Origin of the sequence: Bacteroides stercoris ATCC 43183 (genome assembly GCF_025147325.1) — a bacterium.
In the GTDB taxonomy this organism is placed as follows: domain Bacteria; phylum Bacteroidota; class Bacteroidia; order Bacteroidales; family Bacteroidaceae; genus Bacteroides; species Bacteroides stercoris.
Genome location: NZ_CP102262.1, coordinates 1347284 through 1365633, shown reverse-complemented (window position 1 = coordinate 1365633; position 18350 = coordinate 1347284). Strand labels below are relative to the sequence as shown.

Sequence of the window (18350 nt, the reverse complement as noted above, 5' to 3'; positions counted from 1 at the left end):
TTATTTATATTCCTGCCAGCTCTTGATTTGGATATCTTCCATCTTCATCTCACAGAAAGCTTCAATGAAAGCACCTGCCAGACGGGCATTCGTAATCAACGGAATATTATGATCGATAGCACCGCGGCGAATCTTGTAACCATTGGTCAGCTCGCGTTTAGAGTGGTTCTTCGGAATATTTACAATCAAGTCGAACTTATGTTCGGCAATCATTGTCATTACATTATTCTCCGCATCGGCACGTTCATCCGGCCAGAACACAGCTTCGGTGCTTACACCGTGCGCATTGAGGAATGCAGCGGTACCTGCCGTAGCGTAAATCTTATATCCCTTCGCAAAAAGCATGCGGCTGGCATCCAGCAAGTCCACTTTCGATTTCATTGCACCGGAAGAGAACATCACACCTTTTTCTGGACGCGGAATCTTGAAACCGGTAGCAATCATGGAATTCAGCAATGCTTCGGAGAAGTCGTCGCCGATACAGCCTACCTCCCCCGTAGAAGACATATCCACGCCCAATACCGGGTCTGCGTTATGCAGGCGGGAGAATGAGAACTGGGAAGCCTTCACGCCAATCCAGTCGATGTCAAACGCCGACTTGTCCGGACGAGAGTAAGGAGCATCCAGCATAATCTTCGTGGCCGTCTCGATAAAGTTACGTTTCAGCACTTTGGATACAAACGGGAAACTACGTGAAGCACGCAGGTTACATTCGATAACTTTCACCTCATTGTTACGTGCCAGGAACTGGATGTTGAAGGGACCGGAGATATTGAGTTCCTTTGCAATCTGACGACTGATTTTCTTGATACGTCGTGCCGTAGCGAAGTAAATTTTCTGTGCCGGGAATACCAGCGTAGCGTCACCGGAGTGCACACCGGCAAACTCAACATGCTCGGAAATGGCATATTCCACCACCTCGCCGTTCTGTGCCACGGCATCGAACTCAATCTCTTTCGTATTCTGCAGGAACTGGGAAACCACTACCGGATATTCCTTGGAAACCTCGGCAGCCATTTTCAGGAAGTTCTCCAATTCTTCTTCATCGTAGCATACATTCATTGCAGCACCGGAAAGCACATACGACGGACGCACCAATACCGGATAGCCTACTTTCTCAACGAAGCCCTTCACATCTTCCAGACTGGTAAGTTCCTGCCAAGCCGGCTGGTCGATGCCGAGCTGGTCGAGCATGGCAGAGAATTTGTTACGGTTCTCTGCACGGTCGATAGAAACAGGCGAAGTGCCCAATACAGGAACAGACTGACGATAGAGTTTCATTGCCAGATTGTTAGGAATCTGACCGCCTACGGATACGATTACGCCGCGCGGCTGTTCGAGGTCTATAACATCGAGCACACGTTCAAAAGAAAGTTCGTCGAAGTACAGACGGTCGCACATATCGTAGTCGGTAGATACAGTTTCGGGGTTATAGTTAATCATGATGGATTTGTACCCCAACTTGCGTGCAGTCTGGATAGCGTTCACCGAACACCAGTCGAACTCAACGGAAGAACCGATGCGGTAAGCTCCCGAACCCAATACAACTACCGATTTTTCATTCTTATAATAGTTCACATCATACCCTTGTACGGCATACGTCATATAAAGGTAGTTCGTCAGTTCCGGATGCTCGGAAGCGACGGTATTGATACGTTTCACAGCCGGAAGAATACCCAGCTCCTTACGACGGGCGCGTACCATAAGGTTTTCCTTTTCCATATTACCTTCCGGATTCAGTACGAAACGTGCAATCTGGAAGTCGGAGAAACCAAGCACTTTCGCTTCACGCAGCACATCGGCAGGAATATCCTCCACCTTATTATATTGTGAGAGTTTATTCTTATAGTCTACAATGTTCTTCAGTTTGCCGAGGAACCAAGGGTCAATCTTCGTCAGCTCAAAGATACGGTCGATTGTATAGCCTTTTTCCAGAGCCTGGGCGATAGCGAACACACGCAGATCGGTGGGGTGAGCCAATTCGTGATCCAAATCTTCGAATTCCACACTATCATTACCCACAAAGCCGTGCATGCCCTGACCTATCATACGCAAACCTTTCTGGATAATTTCCTCGAAAGAACGGCCGATAGACATGATTTCACCTACAGACTTCATGCTTGAACCGATTTCGCGAGACACACCTGCAAACTTCGTCAAATCCCAACGGGGAATCTTACAAATCAGGTAGTCCAATTGCGGAGCTTCGTAAGCAGAATTAGGAGTTCCCATTTCACCGATTTGGTCGAGCGTATAACCCAATGCAATCTTGGCGGCAACAAAAGCAAGCGGATAACCGGTAGCTTTGGATGCCAATGCAGAAGAACGAGACAAGCGGGCGTTCACCTCGATTACGCGATAGTCGTTGGTTTCGGCGTTGAATGCATACTGAATGTTACATTCACCCACGATGCCGAGGTGACGGATACACTTGGTAGAAAGTTCCTGCAACATCTTCACCTGTTCGTCGGTAAGCGAGCAGGTAGGAGCAACCACGATAGACTCACCGGTATGGATGCCCAGAGGGTCGAAGTTTTCCATACTTGCTACGGTGAAGCAGTGGTCGTTGGCGTCGCGGATTACCTCGAATTCGATTTCTTTCCAACCTTTCAGGGATTCTTCCACCAGGATTTGCTTGGAGAACGTGAAAGAACTTTCAGCCAGTTTGACAAACGCTTCCTCGTCCGGACAGATACCGCTGCCCAAACCACCCAAAGCATAAGCCGAGCGTACCATTACCGGATATCCGATTTCGCGGGCAGCTTTCAAGGCATCTTCCATGCTTTCCACAGCGTGGCTCTTCGGAGTTTTCATAGGAATCTCATCCAGCTTCTTCACAAAGAGGTCGCGGTCTTCCGTGTACATGATAGCCTCTACCGAAGTACCCAACACACGCACGCCGTATTTCTGCAAAGTACCGTTCAGGTAAAGTTCCGTACCGCAGTTCAGCGCAGTCTGTCCGCCGAAAGCCAGCAGAATGCCGTCCGGCTGTTCTTTTTTGATGATTTCTTCTACGAAATAAGGAGTTACCGGCAAGAAATAAACTTTATCGGCAATACCTTCTGATGTCTGAATTGTAGCAATATTCGGGTTTACCAATACCGAACCCACACCTTCTTCGCGCAAAGCCTTCAAAGCTTGCGAACCGGAATAATCAAACTCTCCGGCCTGACCGATCTTGAGCGCACCCGAGCCCAAGACAAGCACTTTCTTCAAATTCTTTTCCATATTCTCTTATTGTCTATTTAAGTTCATTCTTCACATTCCGGCACAAAAAAAATGCGTTACCCCGAATAAGGATTAACGCATTACCAAAGAACTAAAAATATCGTTTTCGGAAAAAGAGAAACCGACAGCCAGCGAATGAAATTCATTCGAACGTAGGTTATATGTACTTCTCTTTTCCTGCGATTGCATAGTTATCTCTAAAATTTCTGCAAAGTAACGACTTATTTACGATTTGAGCAAATTAATCAGAAAAATAAATTTATTACCTGAAAATAGCAGTTACTTTTGCAACCGGTCACACCGGTGAGTATCGCAACCGGTACACTGGAAATATAAAGAGTGTTATACAATGAAATTAATGAAAAGATTTACTTACGGTTACGGGAAACCATTTGGCAGATGTAATCACATAGGTCATATTACTATGAACTATCGGCTTTTCCGGATCGAGCGAACCGGCACCGCCACCTCCCGCTACATTACCGCCCAAATAAATCTCTACTGTGTAATGTTTCCCTGCCTCGATAGTGTATCCGGCATCTGCTTTTGTAAATTGAATCGGATAATAAACAGGAGTCGGAACATTACTGCCTATCGTTCTTATTTCCGACTGAATGGAAAGGATGGTCGGTTTACTCGTACCGTTATTGGCAAATGTATAAAAATGATTGAAAACCGTACGGCCTTGATTCAGTGTGAAAGGAGTGAGTACCGCATCTTTCAAAACAGTAGATTCTGTGGCGGAACCGGCAGAAAAAGAACTATAAGAAACATCACCTGAATAGAACTCGGTCTGAACCGCTTTTTCCGTATCGGTACCAAAGAATTTCCCACTTTTACCGGCAAACAGCAATGCAACACTTTTATCTGTAATCTCAATATCGCCACCGGTACGGTTCTCACGTTCGTCTTGAACAACCAGTTCTATCTTTGCCGCAACAAAGTTTAGCGAAACAATAGTGCCACCATATATATAACCGTCCGGAGAAGTAGAAAAAGAGACATCATTCACTCCGGACATCCAAAGATTATCTTCCGTCTGAGTTGTCACATTGCTATTTTCCATTAAATCACCGGTAACTGCCAGAAGTTCTGCTTCTGTTTTTACATTGGCAAAGGGACTGTCGGCAAGAGGACCGACATTGGCTATTATATACACTTTTTTGGCAGCAGTTGTTCCAAAACCAAGTCTTGGCTCCTCGACGTCGCCGGGCTGATTAGGATCAAAACGCACATAAAAAGGGGTACTATCCAAAGCACCACCCTCACGGAAAGTAAATGCGACATAATCGTTAATTACAGCATCGGTAGTGGCAGCAGCGCCCGCAGCTCTGGATTGTGCCAAATTGTTGCCCGCACCTACTACTTTAATCGAAATAACGGCTTTTTGTCCCGGAGCATTGTTATCCAAATCGATGATTTCTTCTTTGGAGCATGAGAATATGGCTAAAGTCGCAAAAGCCACCACTAAATAAATTGCATTCTTTTGTTTCATAATTTTCTTAATTACATCATTAGTGTCCCGTTAAAATGGGACGAGTTAAACAATTAATCAAAAAGCCCCGGAATCAGGGGATCATTTAGATCTTTGACATCATTGAAATTAGTCTTGTCGAACAGGTCACGCAAGTGGGTTTTGTCAGTCAATGATATGCTGAGAATTTGTAAAACTTCATAGGTTGAACGTTTCAACTTCATATCATGTTGGACAATAGCCACAAGACAGTACGTGATAATAGCCACACTGATTTGTATGCGAACAGCGTTCTCTGTTGTGCCCCAGAATTTCTTTATCTTGAGATGCTGCTTGAGCCATTTGAAGAACAGCTCGATTAACCATCTTTTCTTATAAAGATCGGCGACATCCAGTGCAGAAAGTTGTTTTGCATTCGTCAAAAAAGTGAACTCACGGTCATCCTCTTCGTCGTAATATCGGACGAGTCTGAATGACTCAGGATATTTTTTCTCGGAGAGATATCCGGTCAGTTTCACTTCCGCATCTGTCATTATGTTCTTTGGCATTCTTCGCTTCCATCTGACTGTCTTATACTTTAAGTTCGTCTTGGCTCTGACAACAAAGAAAGAGTCTGTAAGATGTATCCTATAGAGTTCTTTAAAGGAGTCATAAGCCCTGTCGAATATATAATAAGCATTTGGTTCATAATGGATTGAAGACATTGCTGTGGAATCATGCTTTGATGCAGTAGTTACAGTATAGAAGGCAGGAACTTGTGCTTCAATGTCGTATAAGACATGAGCTTTCACCCCTCCTTTCTTGCTTCGGAACTTTGCCCATGGGAATGTTGCAAGACACAACGGAATCGTTGTTGAATCAAACGCATATTTCTTTCCGGAAATGTCAAGGATGTTGGTCGTCCGCTTCTCGCAGGCTTCCTTCATCATATAGAATGCAAAGTCTTCGAAGATTCTGTAATCACGGTTCTGGTTCGCTGTCGCAAGAGTTGTCTTGGCTATCGGTTCACGACCTAAACCAAGATGATATTGCTTGGCCCTATGCGCCTCGAAAGCAACGACTAAGTCTCGCAGGCTCTCACGGTTACTCAGTTGTCCAAACATCATCGCGAGCATCTGATTCCAGCAAGTGAAATGTTTCACATATCTGTTGCCATCATACTTGCGAACATAGTTGTTGAACTGAGTCCTGTTCAGAAAAGCGGTTAATTGAGAGAATACGTATTTGTCTTGGAACATAGCAGCCATTTGTATTAGACTGCAAAGTTGCAAAATCAAGTCCGTTTCATTTCAAAAAACCGTGTAATTGACTATATTTCAATAATTTCAAAGAACTATTTATCCACTTTTACGGGACAGTAGTGTAATTACATATTTAATAAATTAATTTTCCATTGCTGATCTTCTGATTTTTCACCTGTCTACGTAACACAGATGAAAATTGGAAATCAACTCAAAACAAACCGGACTTTTCTATTCATTTTCGCTATATATACTTTACCCATGTTTTTTTGATGCTACAAAATTAATATCTATATTTGAGTATCTAGTTATCCAAATTAATCAATCTGTTATCCAAACTAACCAATCTGTTATCCAAATTAACCACATGCCAAAATTTAGTGCTGTTTTTTACATTTTCTCCTCTATCTCATAGAATACAGAGAATAAAATGACGAAGAATCTCTTCGCTTGTTAAGGAAAAGAGGATAAAGTCCGAATCCACTTTGACAGAGAAGAAAATATCGGTATCTTTGCAGATAACTTATAAACTTTCAGTGAAATAAACAAAAGATACAGATATGGCAAAAGAAAAAATCATCCTTACGGGCGACCGCCCCACGGGACGCCTGCATATCGGACATTATGTAGGCTCATTAAGACGCAGAGTGGAGTTGCAGAACTCCGGACTGTATGACAAGACGTTCGTGTTCATAGCCGATGCACAAGCATTGACAGATAACATGGAAAACCCGGAAAAGGTACGTCAGAACGTTATCGAAGTAGCTCTCGACTATCTGGCTTGCGGATTGGATCCTACGAAGAGTACCATCTTTATCCAGTCACAGATTCCGGAATTGTGCGAACTGACATTCTATTATATGGACCTTGTCACCGTATCGCGCCTGCAACGTAACCCGACGGTAAAGACGGAAATCCAGATGCGCAACTTTGAAACAAGTATTCCGGTGGGGTTCTTCACCTACCCTATCAGCCAGGCTGCGGACATCACGGCGTTTCGCGCCACCACCGTTCCCGTTGGCGAAGATCAGGAACCGATGATTGAACAAGCCCGTGAAATCGTACGCCGCTTCAACTTTATCTACGGCGACACATTGGTAGAACCGGAAATCCTTCTGCCTGACAATGCAGCCTGTCTGCGTCTGCCGGGTACAGACGGAAAAGCCAAGATGAGTAAGTCTTTGGGAAACTGTATCTACCTTTCCGATACAGCCGACGAGATTCAGAAGAAAGTGAAGAGCATGTACACCGACCCCGATCATCTGCGCGTACAAGACCCGGGCAAGATTGAGGGAAATACCGTATTTACTTATTTGGACGCTTTCTGCCACCCCGAACACTTCGAACGTTACCTGCCCGACTATCCTTCTCTGGAAGAACTGAAAGCCCACTATCAACGTGGTGGTTTAGGCGATATGAAAGTGAAAGGCTTCCTCAACAATATCATGCAGGAAACGTTGGAGCCGATTCGTAACCGCCGCAAGGAATTCGAAAAAGATATTCCGGCTATCTACGATATGCTGAAGAAAGGCTGTGAAGCGGCACGCGAAACAGCCGCAGCGACATTGGACGACGTACGTCGTGCCATGAAGATTAACTATTTCGATGATGCGGAACTTATCGCAGAGCAGGTAAAGAAATTCAGCGCGGAATAATCTCCGCGCGGCAAGGCATAAAAGAAAGGGCTGTATCCGCCACCGGATACAGCCCTTGTTCTTTTCTATTTATCTGTTAGTTAGCAGATTTCACTAATACCACACGGTTCAGAATCGGTTGTCCGAACTTGTCGACACCACCATCGGCAGAAATTTTCAAGCGGTTGGCAGGGATACCGTAATCCTTTACCAAAACATCCACTACAGCCTGTGCACGTTTCAAGCTCAGCTCTTTGTTGAATTCAGGAGTACCTGTTGCAGAGTCGGCATAGCCGTTTACGGTATAGGTAGTGTTCGGGAACTCTTGCATCTGTTTGGCCAGATAAGAAATGTTCATCACCTCACGCGGAGATACTTCGGCAGAACCAATCTTGAAGAATACGGTACGTGGTGCGATATTCGGATCGGTAACGACAACTTCAGTTTCAGCAACTTCCATCGGTTTGTTCTGTGCAGCGGTCAGGGCCGACTCCAACTGTTGATTGGCAGCAGCCATTTCAGCTATCTGCTGTTGCATGGCAGACAGTTCAAGAGCAGAAATCAATTGTGGGGTCGGACGGTTGAAACCACGTTTCGGGAAGTGGTAAGTCAAACCAAGCGTTGCACTGAACACACCATCATATCCCTTACCGGCAACTGTTCCGTCAAATTTATCTTCGGCTCCCATTGCACTAAGTTCCAGATTAATGTCTATTGCATTTGAAATGCGAAAGCGGTTAATGATACCGGCATTCAGAGCAAGTGCCTGACGGTGAGGCTTCGTATAGTTATGAGTGAGACCGGCACCCAAATAAGGAATGATTTCATATACACGGTCTTCGTTGTATCCGCCAAACAAGGCATTCAGGTTGAACATTACATCACCGTGGAAATTCATGTAATCAAAGCGTTGCTTGTACGAGCCATTCGCACGCTGAGTACCCTTTACATAATCAGCAAAGGGGTCCATGGTAAAGCCTTTTGCCTGAAGGCCGCTATACTGCAAACGTAATCCGAGTCCCGGAGTAAACCATTTACCCACAGAAATATTCATCGTGGGACTAATGCGCTTTCCGAAATCACCCAACTGCTGGTCGTTATCTCCATACATTACCGATGCACCGCCACCGATAGAGAAAAACCAGTTGCTCCAGAATGGATTTGTGATTACCTGGTACTTATCCTGTACCTGAATAATGTCAACCTGCTCTACAACAACAGGTTTTTGTTGTGCCATAGTGGCAGCAGATACGCCGGCCAAAGCCAGCAACATTAGAATCTTTTTCATATACCTTAAAATAGTTAAGTTGGTTAATTAAATTCTTTATCATTCAAACTGATTAATTAACGCCGACAAGACTAAAAGGTTCTGAAAAAAAGATTTTTTTTAATTGTTATGGATAAATAATGTACAAATCATCATTTCTGGAACAACTTTTCAATATCCTCTTCCCTGATAGTGGAAAGCACCGTACGGCCATCAGGCGTATAGTTGGGCGTGGAACAGGCAAAAAGGCTGTCTACCAAATTGGACATCTCATCATTGCTCAGCACCTGTCCGTAAACGATAGCTGCTGCACGCGCCAGTGTCAGCGCAAGGATTGTCCGGACTTCTTCCTTGACGTCACTGCCTTTCTCCATGGCGGTATGTACCATATTGCGCACCAGTTCTACCGGATTCAACCCCTCGATGCCGGAAGGAATACCATTGATAGCGTAACTGCCGCCACCTAAAGGACTGAAGTCGAAACCGACTGCCGCCAAATCGTCCGACAGACTTTCCAACACCGCAGCTTCGGAAACTGGCAATTGAATCAATTCCGGAAATAACACCCCCTGAGATACTCCCTGCCTTTGGCGAATTTGAGTCATGTACCGGTCGAACAGCACACGGACATGCGCACGGTGCTGATCTATCAACATCAGGCCGGATTTTACGGAAGTAAGGATAAAACGTCCTTTGAATTGCAAATGCTGTGCCCCCTTCTCCATGGAAGAAGAATCACCGGAGTACAAAGAAGAAGATTGGGAAGCGGGCTCAACGGCTTCCGTTACAGCGGAAACCGCCTCCTCGAAAGCAAGCGGTTCTTCCTCGACAGGCTCATTCATTCTACTTGCTTTCTCCAAACCGGAATACAGTCCCTCCCACTCTACACTTTGGCGCGGATAACTTCCTCCGCTGCTATAAGAAGAGGCAGAGGAAGTCTTGAAAGGATTGAAGTCCGCATTATAATGCACCTTAGGCGGTTCGATGGGACGACTCTGCTCAAATGCCGGAATGTCAGGCATGCCCTCTGTATCAAAGTCTATGGACGGTACAGCATTGAATTTTCCAAGCGATTCCTTCACAGCCGCTGAAAGTATCTGCCAAATAGCCTGCTCGTTCTCAAACTTGATTTCCGTCTTTGTAGGATGAATGTTTACATCTATATTCGCAGGGTCTACCTCGAAATAGATGAAATAGGATATCTGTTCGCCGGCAGGAATCAGTTGCTCATAGGCATCCATAACTGCCTTATGAAAATATGGATGGCGCATATAGCGGCCGTTCACAAAAAAATACTGGTGCGCACCTTTCTTACGGGATGCCTCCGGCTTTGCCACAAAACCGGAAACTTTTATCATCGTCGTGTCTACATCCACCGAAAGCAACTGCTGGTTCAACTTCTTACCGAATATGGCGAGGATGCGCTGGCGCAACGGCATGACAGGTAAATTGAACAACTCCGCATCATTACTATACAGATAGAAAGCAACATCCGGATGCACCAAGGCTATGCGCTCAAACTCGGCTAGAATATTGCTTAATTCCGTTGAATTTGCTTTCAGAAACTTACGGCGGGCAGGAATATTGAAGAATAGGTTCTTCACTGAAAAGTTACTTCCCTTAGGACAAGAAACAGCCTCCTGACTCTCTACTTTAGAACCGGCAATAACCAGACGCGTACCAAGTTCTTCACCGGCCGGGCGGGTTTTCAACTCTACCTCCGCCACCGCCGCAACAGACGCCAGCGCTTCACCGCGAAAACCCATTGTACGTAACGCAAACAAATCAGAGGCCTCACGTATCTTGGAAGTGGCATGACGCTCAAAGGACAGACGCGCATCCGTTTCGGACATTCCTTTTCCATCGTCAATAACCTGGATGCAGGTCTTTCCGGCATCCGTTACCAAAACATGTATTTCGGTGGCTTCTGCATCAATCGCGTTTTCTACCAATTCCTTGATGACAGACGCCGGACGCTGAATCACCTCTCCGGCAGCAATCTGGTTCGCAACCGAATCGGGCAGCAAATGAATGATATCGCTCATGATAAGTATAAAGTATAAAGTATGAAATAAAGGGTACAGAAAAAATTAGATAATACCGTTGGTAATGGCATACCACAAATATATCAGCAATGCCACAACCACCAGTATCACCCCCAGATGCACCGGTCTGCGTCCGCTTTCCTTACGACGTTTCAGATGGGTAGTGCCTTCAATGAACTTCCCCCGGATATCTTCGGGCGAAAATTCCTTTTCCGGCAACATGCCTAACTCGCGTTTGGCATCTTCCTCCATTTTGGCCAGTTTCTCTTTCCGTTCATCTACATAAATGTATGAATGATGAAATCCCCGCGGCTTACGCATTGCAAACATTCCCATAGCATTATTTTTTAGTTCGTTTTATATGCATATCTCTTGGCGAAGTTAAAGGTTTCCGGTCACTTTTCTGCAATGTTTCACCCGCTTTTTTACCCCGCCACTCAAAGATGTCATCCTTGTTCAAGGGACGAATATAATCAAACCACACAAATGAAGGAAGTTTCATCTTGTCGGCCGGTATTTGGTCCATAGGATACAATATGCCGTTGGACTTGCCTATCAATGCAGCTTCTTCCATTTTACGGTCTTTGAGATAAATACGCAGGAAACTGCCTTCGGCATAGTTCATGCCAATCATTGTACTGTCTTTCTCTTCCGGATAGAACACAATCAGGACATTACCGTTCACATCTACCCGGCGCATATCTCCGTCCTGGAAAAAAGCTTTCATCTCCTTGCCTGTCACTTGGTTATAATGGATAGAATCTTTCTGTTCCACAGCCAGCGCCTGATTAATGATGTGCGCCCAGTCGATGGTGCTGTCGTTCATGTAGACCTTTACCTCCTCACCGAGCAACTGCTGCGCACCGTGCCACAAAACAGGGTCGGTATACATCGTCAAACAGGAATCCTTGGAATTATAAACCAAAGAATCGCACACTGCCTGCACATCTGTGCGGTAAGCACGCACCTTGTGATAAACACGCATTTCACGATAGGCAGAGTCTGTATTCATGTGGTACGTTACCAAACGCAGTGTATCACCATGCATAAAAAGACTGTCACCCTGAGAATAGTCTATAGCAACGGCACGTTGGGTAGCAATGGCATTACCGGTTAGCTCATTATAAAAACAGTAATTGCCGGTAAGCATATTCTTGTTCACCGTATCATTCATCTGTACGTTATCGAAAGCTTCACCATAACCCAGCTTGCGGTCATAGAAAAGACTGTCTCCGGTAAGTTTCTTGCCTTCATTAGTCAAAATGGAACGGTCCAACAGCTCTGCTTGCTCGGATACGGTATTGTATTCTCCACGCTCCGAATAGATATGGTTCTTATCACTGACTATGTCAGAAGGCCCCAAAATCGTAGCGATTTTGGACTCCGTACTGTACTTTAACGTATCGGAAGTCAGGACAAACTTCGGATTTACCAATTTCACTTCATGGTTGAACACTGCCAGTTTGGTTGCCGGGCTGTATTCTCCCCATTCGGAAGTCAGGACATTTTCTTCATCGGTCAGCGTACCGCCGTCAAAGTAATATCCTAAATTATACAGACGGTCATAGTTCAAGCTATCCGTAGTAAGTTCCGTATTGCGGTTAATCATACGGACATTCTCACGCAGCATGGCAAGCTGGGACATACCGTCATAATACAAGTAATCACCGTATATGAACAAAGTGTCTCCCTGCTCCATACGAACATTACCGAATGCTTCCACAGAGTTAATTTTCTCGTAAATCAGAGCACTGTCACAAAACATGTACATACTATCGTGCTTCATCCTGACCGAGCCAATCAGCACCTGCACATCAGGGCGCAACTGCTGATCCGCCTGCGCCTCATCGGCATAAAGCAAATCCACACGTTTCTTTTTCTTGTCAGGCTCACTTTTCCTGTCCTGCGCGCTCAACAAACAAACGCCGAACAAACATACCAAACCAAATATCAGTCTTTTATCCATCCCGGATACTTGAATGTACAGTTTCTCCAATTTTCGTTGATGCGAACGTAAGTGTGTTTCTGCTTTTCACGAATCCACTTGTCCAGCATCTCATCCCGACGTTTCTCCAGAACAATCTCTTTCAGGTTCTGGTAGTCATCGGCAACGGTAGCCTTATGTCCATTGGTACGGCTCTTCAACTTCACGATAACACATTCTTCTTTTCCGGTTTTCTGCGGAATCATGGTAAATGCCTCAGAAATCTCGCCAACTTTCATCTTGTCTACCACTTTTGCAATTTCAGGCGGCAGCTCCTGCATCTCGAATTTGGAGGTATTGGTATTGGGGTTGGGCAGCAAACCGTGATTATTGCGTGTATCCTTGTCTTGTGAAAGCACCGATGCCGCTTCCTCAAAAGAGAACTTCCCGTTACGAATATCATCGGCTATAGAGTCCAGACGAGCCATACCTGCTGTCAAAGATTCTTCCGGAATATGCGGTTTCAGCAATATATGACGGGTTTTAATACGGTCTCCACGCTTCTCTATCAACTGAATGATATGAAAACCATATTCGGACTCCACTATTTTAGAGACCTTATTGGGGTCTTGCAAGTTGAAAGCAACATTGGCATATGCCGGATCCAGCATACCACGTCCGGAAAACTCGATTTCGCCACCGCGAATGGCAGAACCACGGTCTTCCGAATACATACGAGCCAACGTAGAGAAACTGGTCTCACCCTTTGTTATACGGTCGGTAAAATCGCGCAAGCGTTTCTTTACGTTTTCTATTTCTTCCAAAGGTACTTTCGGCTGCTGGGTAATTATCTGCACCTCCACCTGCGTCGGTATATAGGGAATACTATCTTGCGGCAGATCTTTGAAATAACGACGCACCTCGGCCGGCGTAACTTTGATTTCACCAACCAGTTTCTGCTGCATCTTCTGTACTTTCAACCCTTCACGGGCATTTTCCCGCAATGTTTCACGAATCTGACTGGAAGTTTTATTGAAGTATTCTTCCATCTTTTCACGTGAACCGATATTGCTGATATACATATTTGTCATATAATCCACACGCTGGATGACTTCGGATTCGGAAACTTCAATACTGTCAAGTGCCGCCTGATGCAAGAACAGCTTTTGTACGGCTATCTCTTCCGGTATCACACAATAGGGGTCCCGGTCGAACTTACGTCCTTCGTACAAAGCGCTCATACGAGCTTCTTCCACTTCGGACTTTAATATAGCCTCGTCGCCCACTACCCACACGACCTCGTCAATCACATTGTCTTGTCCATAAACGGTAGAACCGGCTAACAGCGTCAAGGCAAATAAAACTACAAACTTAAAGTTCATACACATCTTCATTCTTGGTATCTTATACTAATAATACTTAATTTTATCTTTTTTCTCCGCACGCTGATACAAATCTTCTTTCACCTGCTTCATAAAATTCACCTGCTTCATGTTCAGCATCATATCCTTCACCTGACTACGGGCAAACTCATACGGTTCCTGTTCTCCCACAGCACGATAATCGCTCACATTCAGAAAATAATGAAAAGCCGTATCTTTCAGTTCCACGTAGCGGTTCTTATTCAGATATTCTCCGGCATCGGGCACTTTCAGCGGCATCAAGTCCATCACTTCGGTTATCGGAACCCACTTGTCATAAAAATACTCGTACTTCACGGCATTCTGCAGACTGTATTTTTCCAGATGCTCTACGGCCTCGCGGTTTTCGGTCCTGTACCAACGGCGAACACTGCCCAGTTGAGGGGCTGTGAGGGGAACTTTGATAAACAATCCCTTTATCAAAGGACTCTCTACCTTAAAAAGCTCTTGATGCTTCTCATAATAATCAGCCAGTTCCGTTTCCGAAATTTCTTCAGAAAGAGTTTGGTTTATCAGCGCCTGCTGGTATGCATGCATAATCAACGCCTTCCGGTAATTCTCCACCAGTTTGTCAATCTCTCCGCTGTTGGGAATATTACTCTGCGCCTTCTCATACAACAGCACATCTTCTGCCCAGTTACGGATGTAATGCTCCGCAAACAACAGGCTGTCATCTTTCGACAATCCTGCGGGAAGCACCGCCTGCAGGTCTTCATGGTAAAGGAAGTTACCATCCAATTCCACTAACGGTGTTCGCCCTCCATGATCGTGCTGTTCCTTGCACGAGCTACAGAAAAGAAGGATTAAAAGTCCCAAACAGGTTGTTCGCATTACCAGCTGATATTTACTACATTTTAAGGTACGAAGATACGGCTTTAATCGGTTGCATCAGTGATTATTAACGGTTTTTAAAACCTCTTGGTTAATTTCAACCTTAGCCGAGGTGCGCAAACGGGTTATCCACTGCTTCTCCAGACAATTCCGATAATCAGTAACCACCCTGTCTTTTACTTCCCGATAGTCATCCGGCGCTTTCACCTTCTTACCCAGCACGGCAGTAAAAGGGAATGACACCATAGGCGCTGCGTCCTTGCCCTTAAACACCAAATCATCGACATATACATTGTCACCGGAAGCGAATGTTCCCTGCTCCGCCTGTATCTGAGGCTGTGCACCGGCATTGAAAGTCAACCGAATCGCATCTTTCCATTCTTCTTCCGGCAGACTCTTCAAAAATTTACGGGCTTGTTTGACAATACGTTTGCTTACTCCGTGCAGAACAATACCTTTATACCGCTGTTCCCTCCACTGATAGTCGGAACGATGTTTTTCAAAATAAGTTTGCAGACCGGCCTCATCTGACTCGATTCGTTTCTGGATTTCCTGTCCGGTGATTTTATCCAGCAACAAGCGGTTCCTATACTCCTCCACCTGATAACGTAATTCCGGATATTTCCGTTCCAAACATACATTTTCATAATCAAGTACAGTTTTCATTACAAAAGCATCCAGCTGCCTGCGTATACCAGCCGGATATGCTACTGCAAAACAGATAAAGTCATTTCCCGTATAGCTCTTTCCTGCCAATGTAAACAGCGTACGTTTTGTTTGTCCTGTACGTATCAGTTCGTCCATACCCGTTTTGTCGGGAGCATACCCATATTCTTTCTTCAGCTTCTCCACCTGTGCTTCAACTCCCCAATCAGTCCCGTGGCGATAAGCCCGACAAACCTCCATTCCATTCTTCACATCGTCAAAAGACGGCATTTCCATTCGCTCAATAACTTTCACAATATGAATGCCTTGCGGCGTAAAAAAAGGTTGGGACACTTCGCCTGCCGATAACTCAAAAGCTACATTCTCAAACTCTACCGGCATTTGCAGCCAACTCACCCAAAATGGCTGTTTCTCATCAGAAAAACGTTTTACGCAGGCATCAAAAGCCTCGGGTGTCTGATTCCTCCGGAGATATTCGTAAATGGAGTCCATGCCGGCAACTGCTTTACGCAATGCATGACCGGATACATTTTGAGGAAGATACTTAAAAATATGACTCACACGGACGCGTCCCGCATGATGACCGGCTTTCATTTTATCATACAACCGGCGGGCTTCATTTTCAATGACAGCCGTATCTGTCAGATACGATTTTATCAACCGGTTGCGGTAATTTTCAACCTTCTCACGAAACGAAAGAGCCGTATCCAAACCGGCTGTCTCGGCAGCAGATACTTTCAGTTTGAAGTCTGCAAACCGCTCCGCATACTTTTCCGGTGCAACATACCCGGAAGCAAACGATGCCGCATCCTTGTTATAATAATACTCAAACTCAGAACGCAGCACATCCTTTCCATTGACACGCATCAGCACCGGGTCCTGCTGGGAAAAAGCAAACCAGCTCACTCCGGAAAAAATCATCACCAAACAAGTCCTTATCATAACCATCTGTCTAAAATAGGCAAAACCAATAAACAAGCAAGTTCACAAAGATACAATATCATAAACAAATAATGCCCGAAAAGTATAATTTACTCTCCGGGCATATATCTTTATGGATGAATATCCTTATTCGGGACGGCTATAATTCGGAGCCTCGCTGGTTATCGCAACATCATGCGGATGGCTTTCCAACACACCGGCATTGGTGATGCGGGTGAATTTGGCATCATGCAGCTTCTCTATATTGGCAGCGCCGCAATATCCCATACCTGCACGCAAACCGCCGGTCAGCTGATAAATCACTTCATACAAAGTTCCCTTATAAGGAACACGGGCTGCAATGCCTTCCGGCACGAGCTTCTTCACATCGCTCGTTCCGCTCTGGAAGTAACGGTCTTTAGAACCATGCTCCATGGCTTCCAAAGAACCCATGCCGCGATAAGACTTGAATTTACGTCCGTTGAAAATAATCGTTTCACCCGGAGATTCTTCTGTTCCGGCAACCAATGAACCAATCATAACAGAGTAACCGCCGGCAGCCAAAGCCTTCACGACATCACCGGAATAACGCAAACCGCCATCGGCAATCAAAGGAATACCTGTGCCTTTCAGTGCCTTTGCCACATCGTACACGGCAGACAACTGAGGAACACCTACACCTGCAACGACACGAGTGGTACAAATGGAGCCCGGACCGATACCAACCTTTACTCCGTCCGCACCGGCCTCAACCAATGCCTTGGCAGCCTCTCCGGTAGCGATGTTGCCTACTACTATATCAATATTCGGAAAACGCTTCTTAGCTTCTTTCAATTTTTCTATTACATACATGGAATGCCCGTGCGCCGTATCAATTACAATAGCATCTGCTCCGGCATCGACCAATGCCTGCATACGCTCCAATGTATCGGCTGTCACACCCACACCGGCAGCCACACGAAGACGGCCTTTGCTATCCTTGCAAGCCATAGGTTTGTCTTTAGCCTTGGTGATGTCTTTATAGGTAATCAAACCTACCAGTTTATTGTCTTTATCGACCACCGGCAACTTCTCGATTTTGTGCTCCTGCAAGATTTGAGCAGCAGCTTCCAAATCGGTTGTCTGGTTGGTGGTAACGATGTTGTCTTTCGTCATCACCTCATCGATACGCTTGTTATGGTCTTTCTCGAAACGGAGGTCACGGTTGGTTACGATTCCCACTAAATGTCCTTCATCGTCCACTACCGGAATACCGCCAATCTTATACTCGGACATCAAGCCCAATGCATCAGCTACCGAAGAACCTCTCTTGATTGTTACCGGATCGTAAATCATACCGTTTTCGGCACGTTTTACAATAGCAACCTGACGGGCTTGCTCCTCAATAGACATATTCTTATGAATCACGCCAATACCGCCTTCACGGGCAATGGCAATAGCCATTTTCGCTTCGGTAACAGTGTCCATAGCGGCTGTTACAAACGGAATTTTCAACTCAATGTTACGTGAAAACTTAGTCGAGAGTTCGACTGTTTTAGGAAGTACCTCAGAGTAAGCAGGGATTAACAGAACGTCATCGTAAGTCAATCCGTCCATTACAATCTTATCAGCAATAAATGACATAGGGCTATGCGTTTAAAATTTATTGCGTGCAAATATACGGTTTTTATTCCATTCCGTATATTTACACGCAATATT

At 45.3% G+C, this 18350-nt stretch carries 12 protein-coding genes; 1 reads left to right on the top strand and 11 read right to left on the bottom strand.

All coding sequences use genetic code 11. The annotated features are described in order from the left end of the window. The 3 genes from carB to NQ565_RS05615 form a co-directional block, all read right to left on the bottom strand. Positions 1 to 3228 (bottom strand): carbamoyl-phosphate synthase (glutamine-hydrolyzing) large subunit, encoded by a 3228-nt coding sequence (gene carB, locus NQ565_RS05625; protein ID WP_005658348.1) that lies wholly within the window; start codon positions 3226 to 3228, stop codon positions 1 to 3. Between the two features lie 355 nt (positions 3229 to 3583). Further along, a complete protein-coding gene (locus NQ565_RS05620; RefSeq protein ID WP_005658350.1) occupies positions 3584 to 4723 on the bottom strand; it encodes a fimbrial protein in 1140 nt (379 codons plus the stop codon). A 53-nt stretch (positions 4724 to 4776) separates the two neighbouring features. Continuing rightward, positions 4777 to 5940: an IS4 family transposase gene (locus tag NQ565_RS05615; protein WP_016660807.1), complete on the bottom strand. Its 1164-nt coding sequence runs from the start codon at positions 5938 to 5940 to the stop codon at positions 4777 to 4779. Between the two features lie 563 nt (positions 5941 to 6503). On the opposite strand from NQ565_RS05615, the gene trpS reads away from it, so the two are divergent. After that, positions 6504 to 7598 (top strand): tryptophan--tRNA ligase, encoded by a 1095-nt coding sequence (gene trpS / locus NQ565_RS05610; RefSeq protein ID WP_005658353.1) that lies wholly within the window; start codon positions 6504 to 6506, stop codon positions 7596 to 7598. A 76-nt stretch (positions 7599 to 7674) separates the two neighbouring features. Here the strand turns inward: trpS and NQ565_RS05605 are convergent, their stop codons facing one another. The 8 genes from NQ565_RS05605 to guaB all read right to left on the bottom strand — a co-directional run bounded on the left by NQ565_RS05605 (position 7675) and on the right by guaB (position 18275). Beyond that, entirely contained in the window at positions 7675 to 8865 is a 1191-nt protein-coding gene (locus NQ565_RS05605; RefSeq protein ID WP_005658356.1) for an OmpA family protein, read from the bottom strand. Positions 8866 to 8996: 131 nt separating this feature from the next. After that, positions 8997 to 10889 (bottom strand): DNA mismatch repair endonuclease MutL, encoded by a 1893-nt coding sequence (gene mutL / locus NQ565_RS05600; RefSeq protein WP_005658359.1) that lies wholly within the window; start codon positions 10887 to 10889, stop codon positions 8997 to 8999. A gap of 45 nt (positions 10890 to 10934) precedes the next feature. Beyond that, the gene (locus NQ565_RS05595; RefSeq protein ID WP_005658361.1) at positions 10935 to 11225 is read right to left on the bottom strand and encodes a hypothetical protein; all 291 of its coding nucleotides are present in this window, start codon (positions 11223 to 11225) and stop codon (positions 10935 to 10937) included. A gap of 4 nt (positions 11226 to 11229) precedes the next feature. Continuing rightward, a complete protein-coding gene (locus tag NQ565_RS05590) occupies positions 11230 to 12855 on the bottom strand; it encodes an OstA-like protein (protein ID WP_005658363.1) in 1626 nt (541 codons plus the stop codon). After that, a complete protein-coding gene (locus tag NQ565_RS05585) occupies positions 12840 to 14207 on the bottom strand; it encodes a peptidylprolyl isomerase (RefSeq protein WP_005658365.1) in 1368 nt (455 codons plus the stop codon). Before NQ565_RS05585 ends, NQ565_RS05590 begins: the two co-directional genes overlap by 16 nt. A 15-nt stretch (positions 14208 to 14222) precedes the next feature. Further along, positions 14223 to 15065 carry a peptidylprolyl isomerase gene (locus tag NQ565_RS05580; protein WP_040316348.1) on the bottom strand — a complete coding sequence of 281 codons (843 nt, stop codon included), beginning with the start codon at positions 15063 to 15065 and terminating at the stop codon, positions 14223 to 14225. A gap of 57 nt (positions 15066 to 15122) precedes the next feature. Next, positions 15123 to 16679, bottom strand: a complete 1557-nt coding sequence (locus tag NQ565_RS05575; RefSeq protein WP_005658369.1) for a peptidylprolyl isomerase — start codon at positions 16677 to 16679, stop codon at positions 15123 to 15125. Positions 16680 to 16799: 120 nt separating this feature from the next. Beyond that, entirely contained in the window at positions 16800 to 18275 is a 1476-nt protein-coding gene (gene guaB / locus NQ565_RS05570) for an IMP dehydrogenase (RefSeq protein ID WP_005658372.1), read from the bottom strand. Positions 18276 to 18350: the final 75 nt, after the last annotated feature.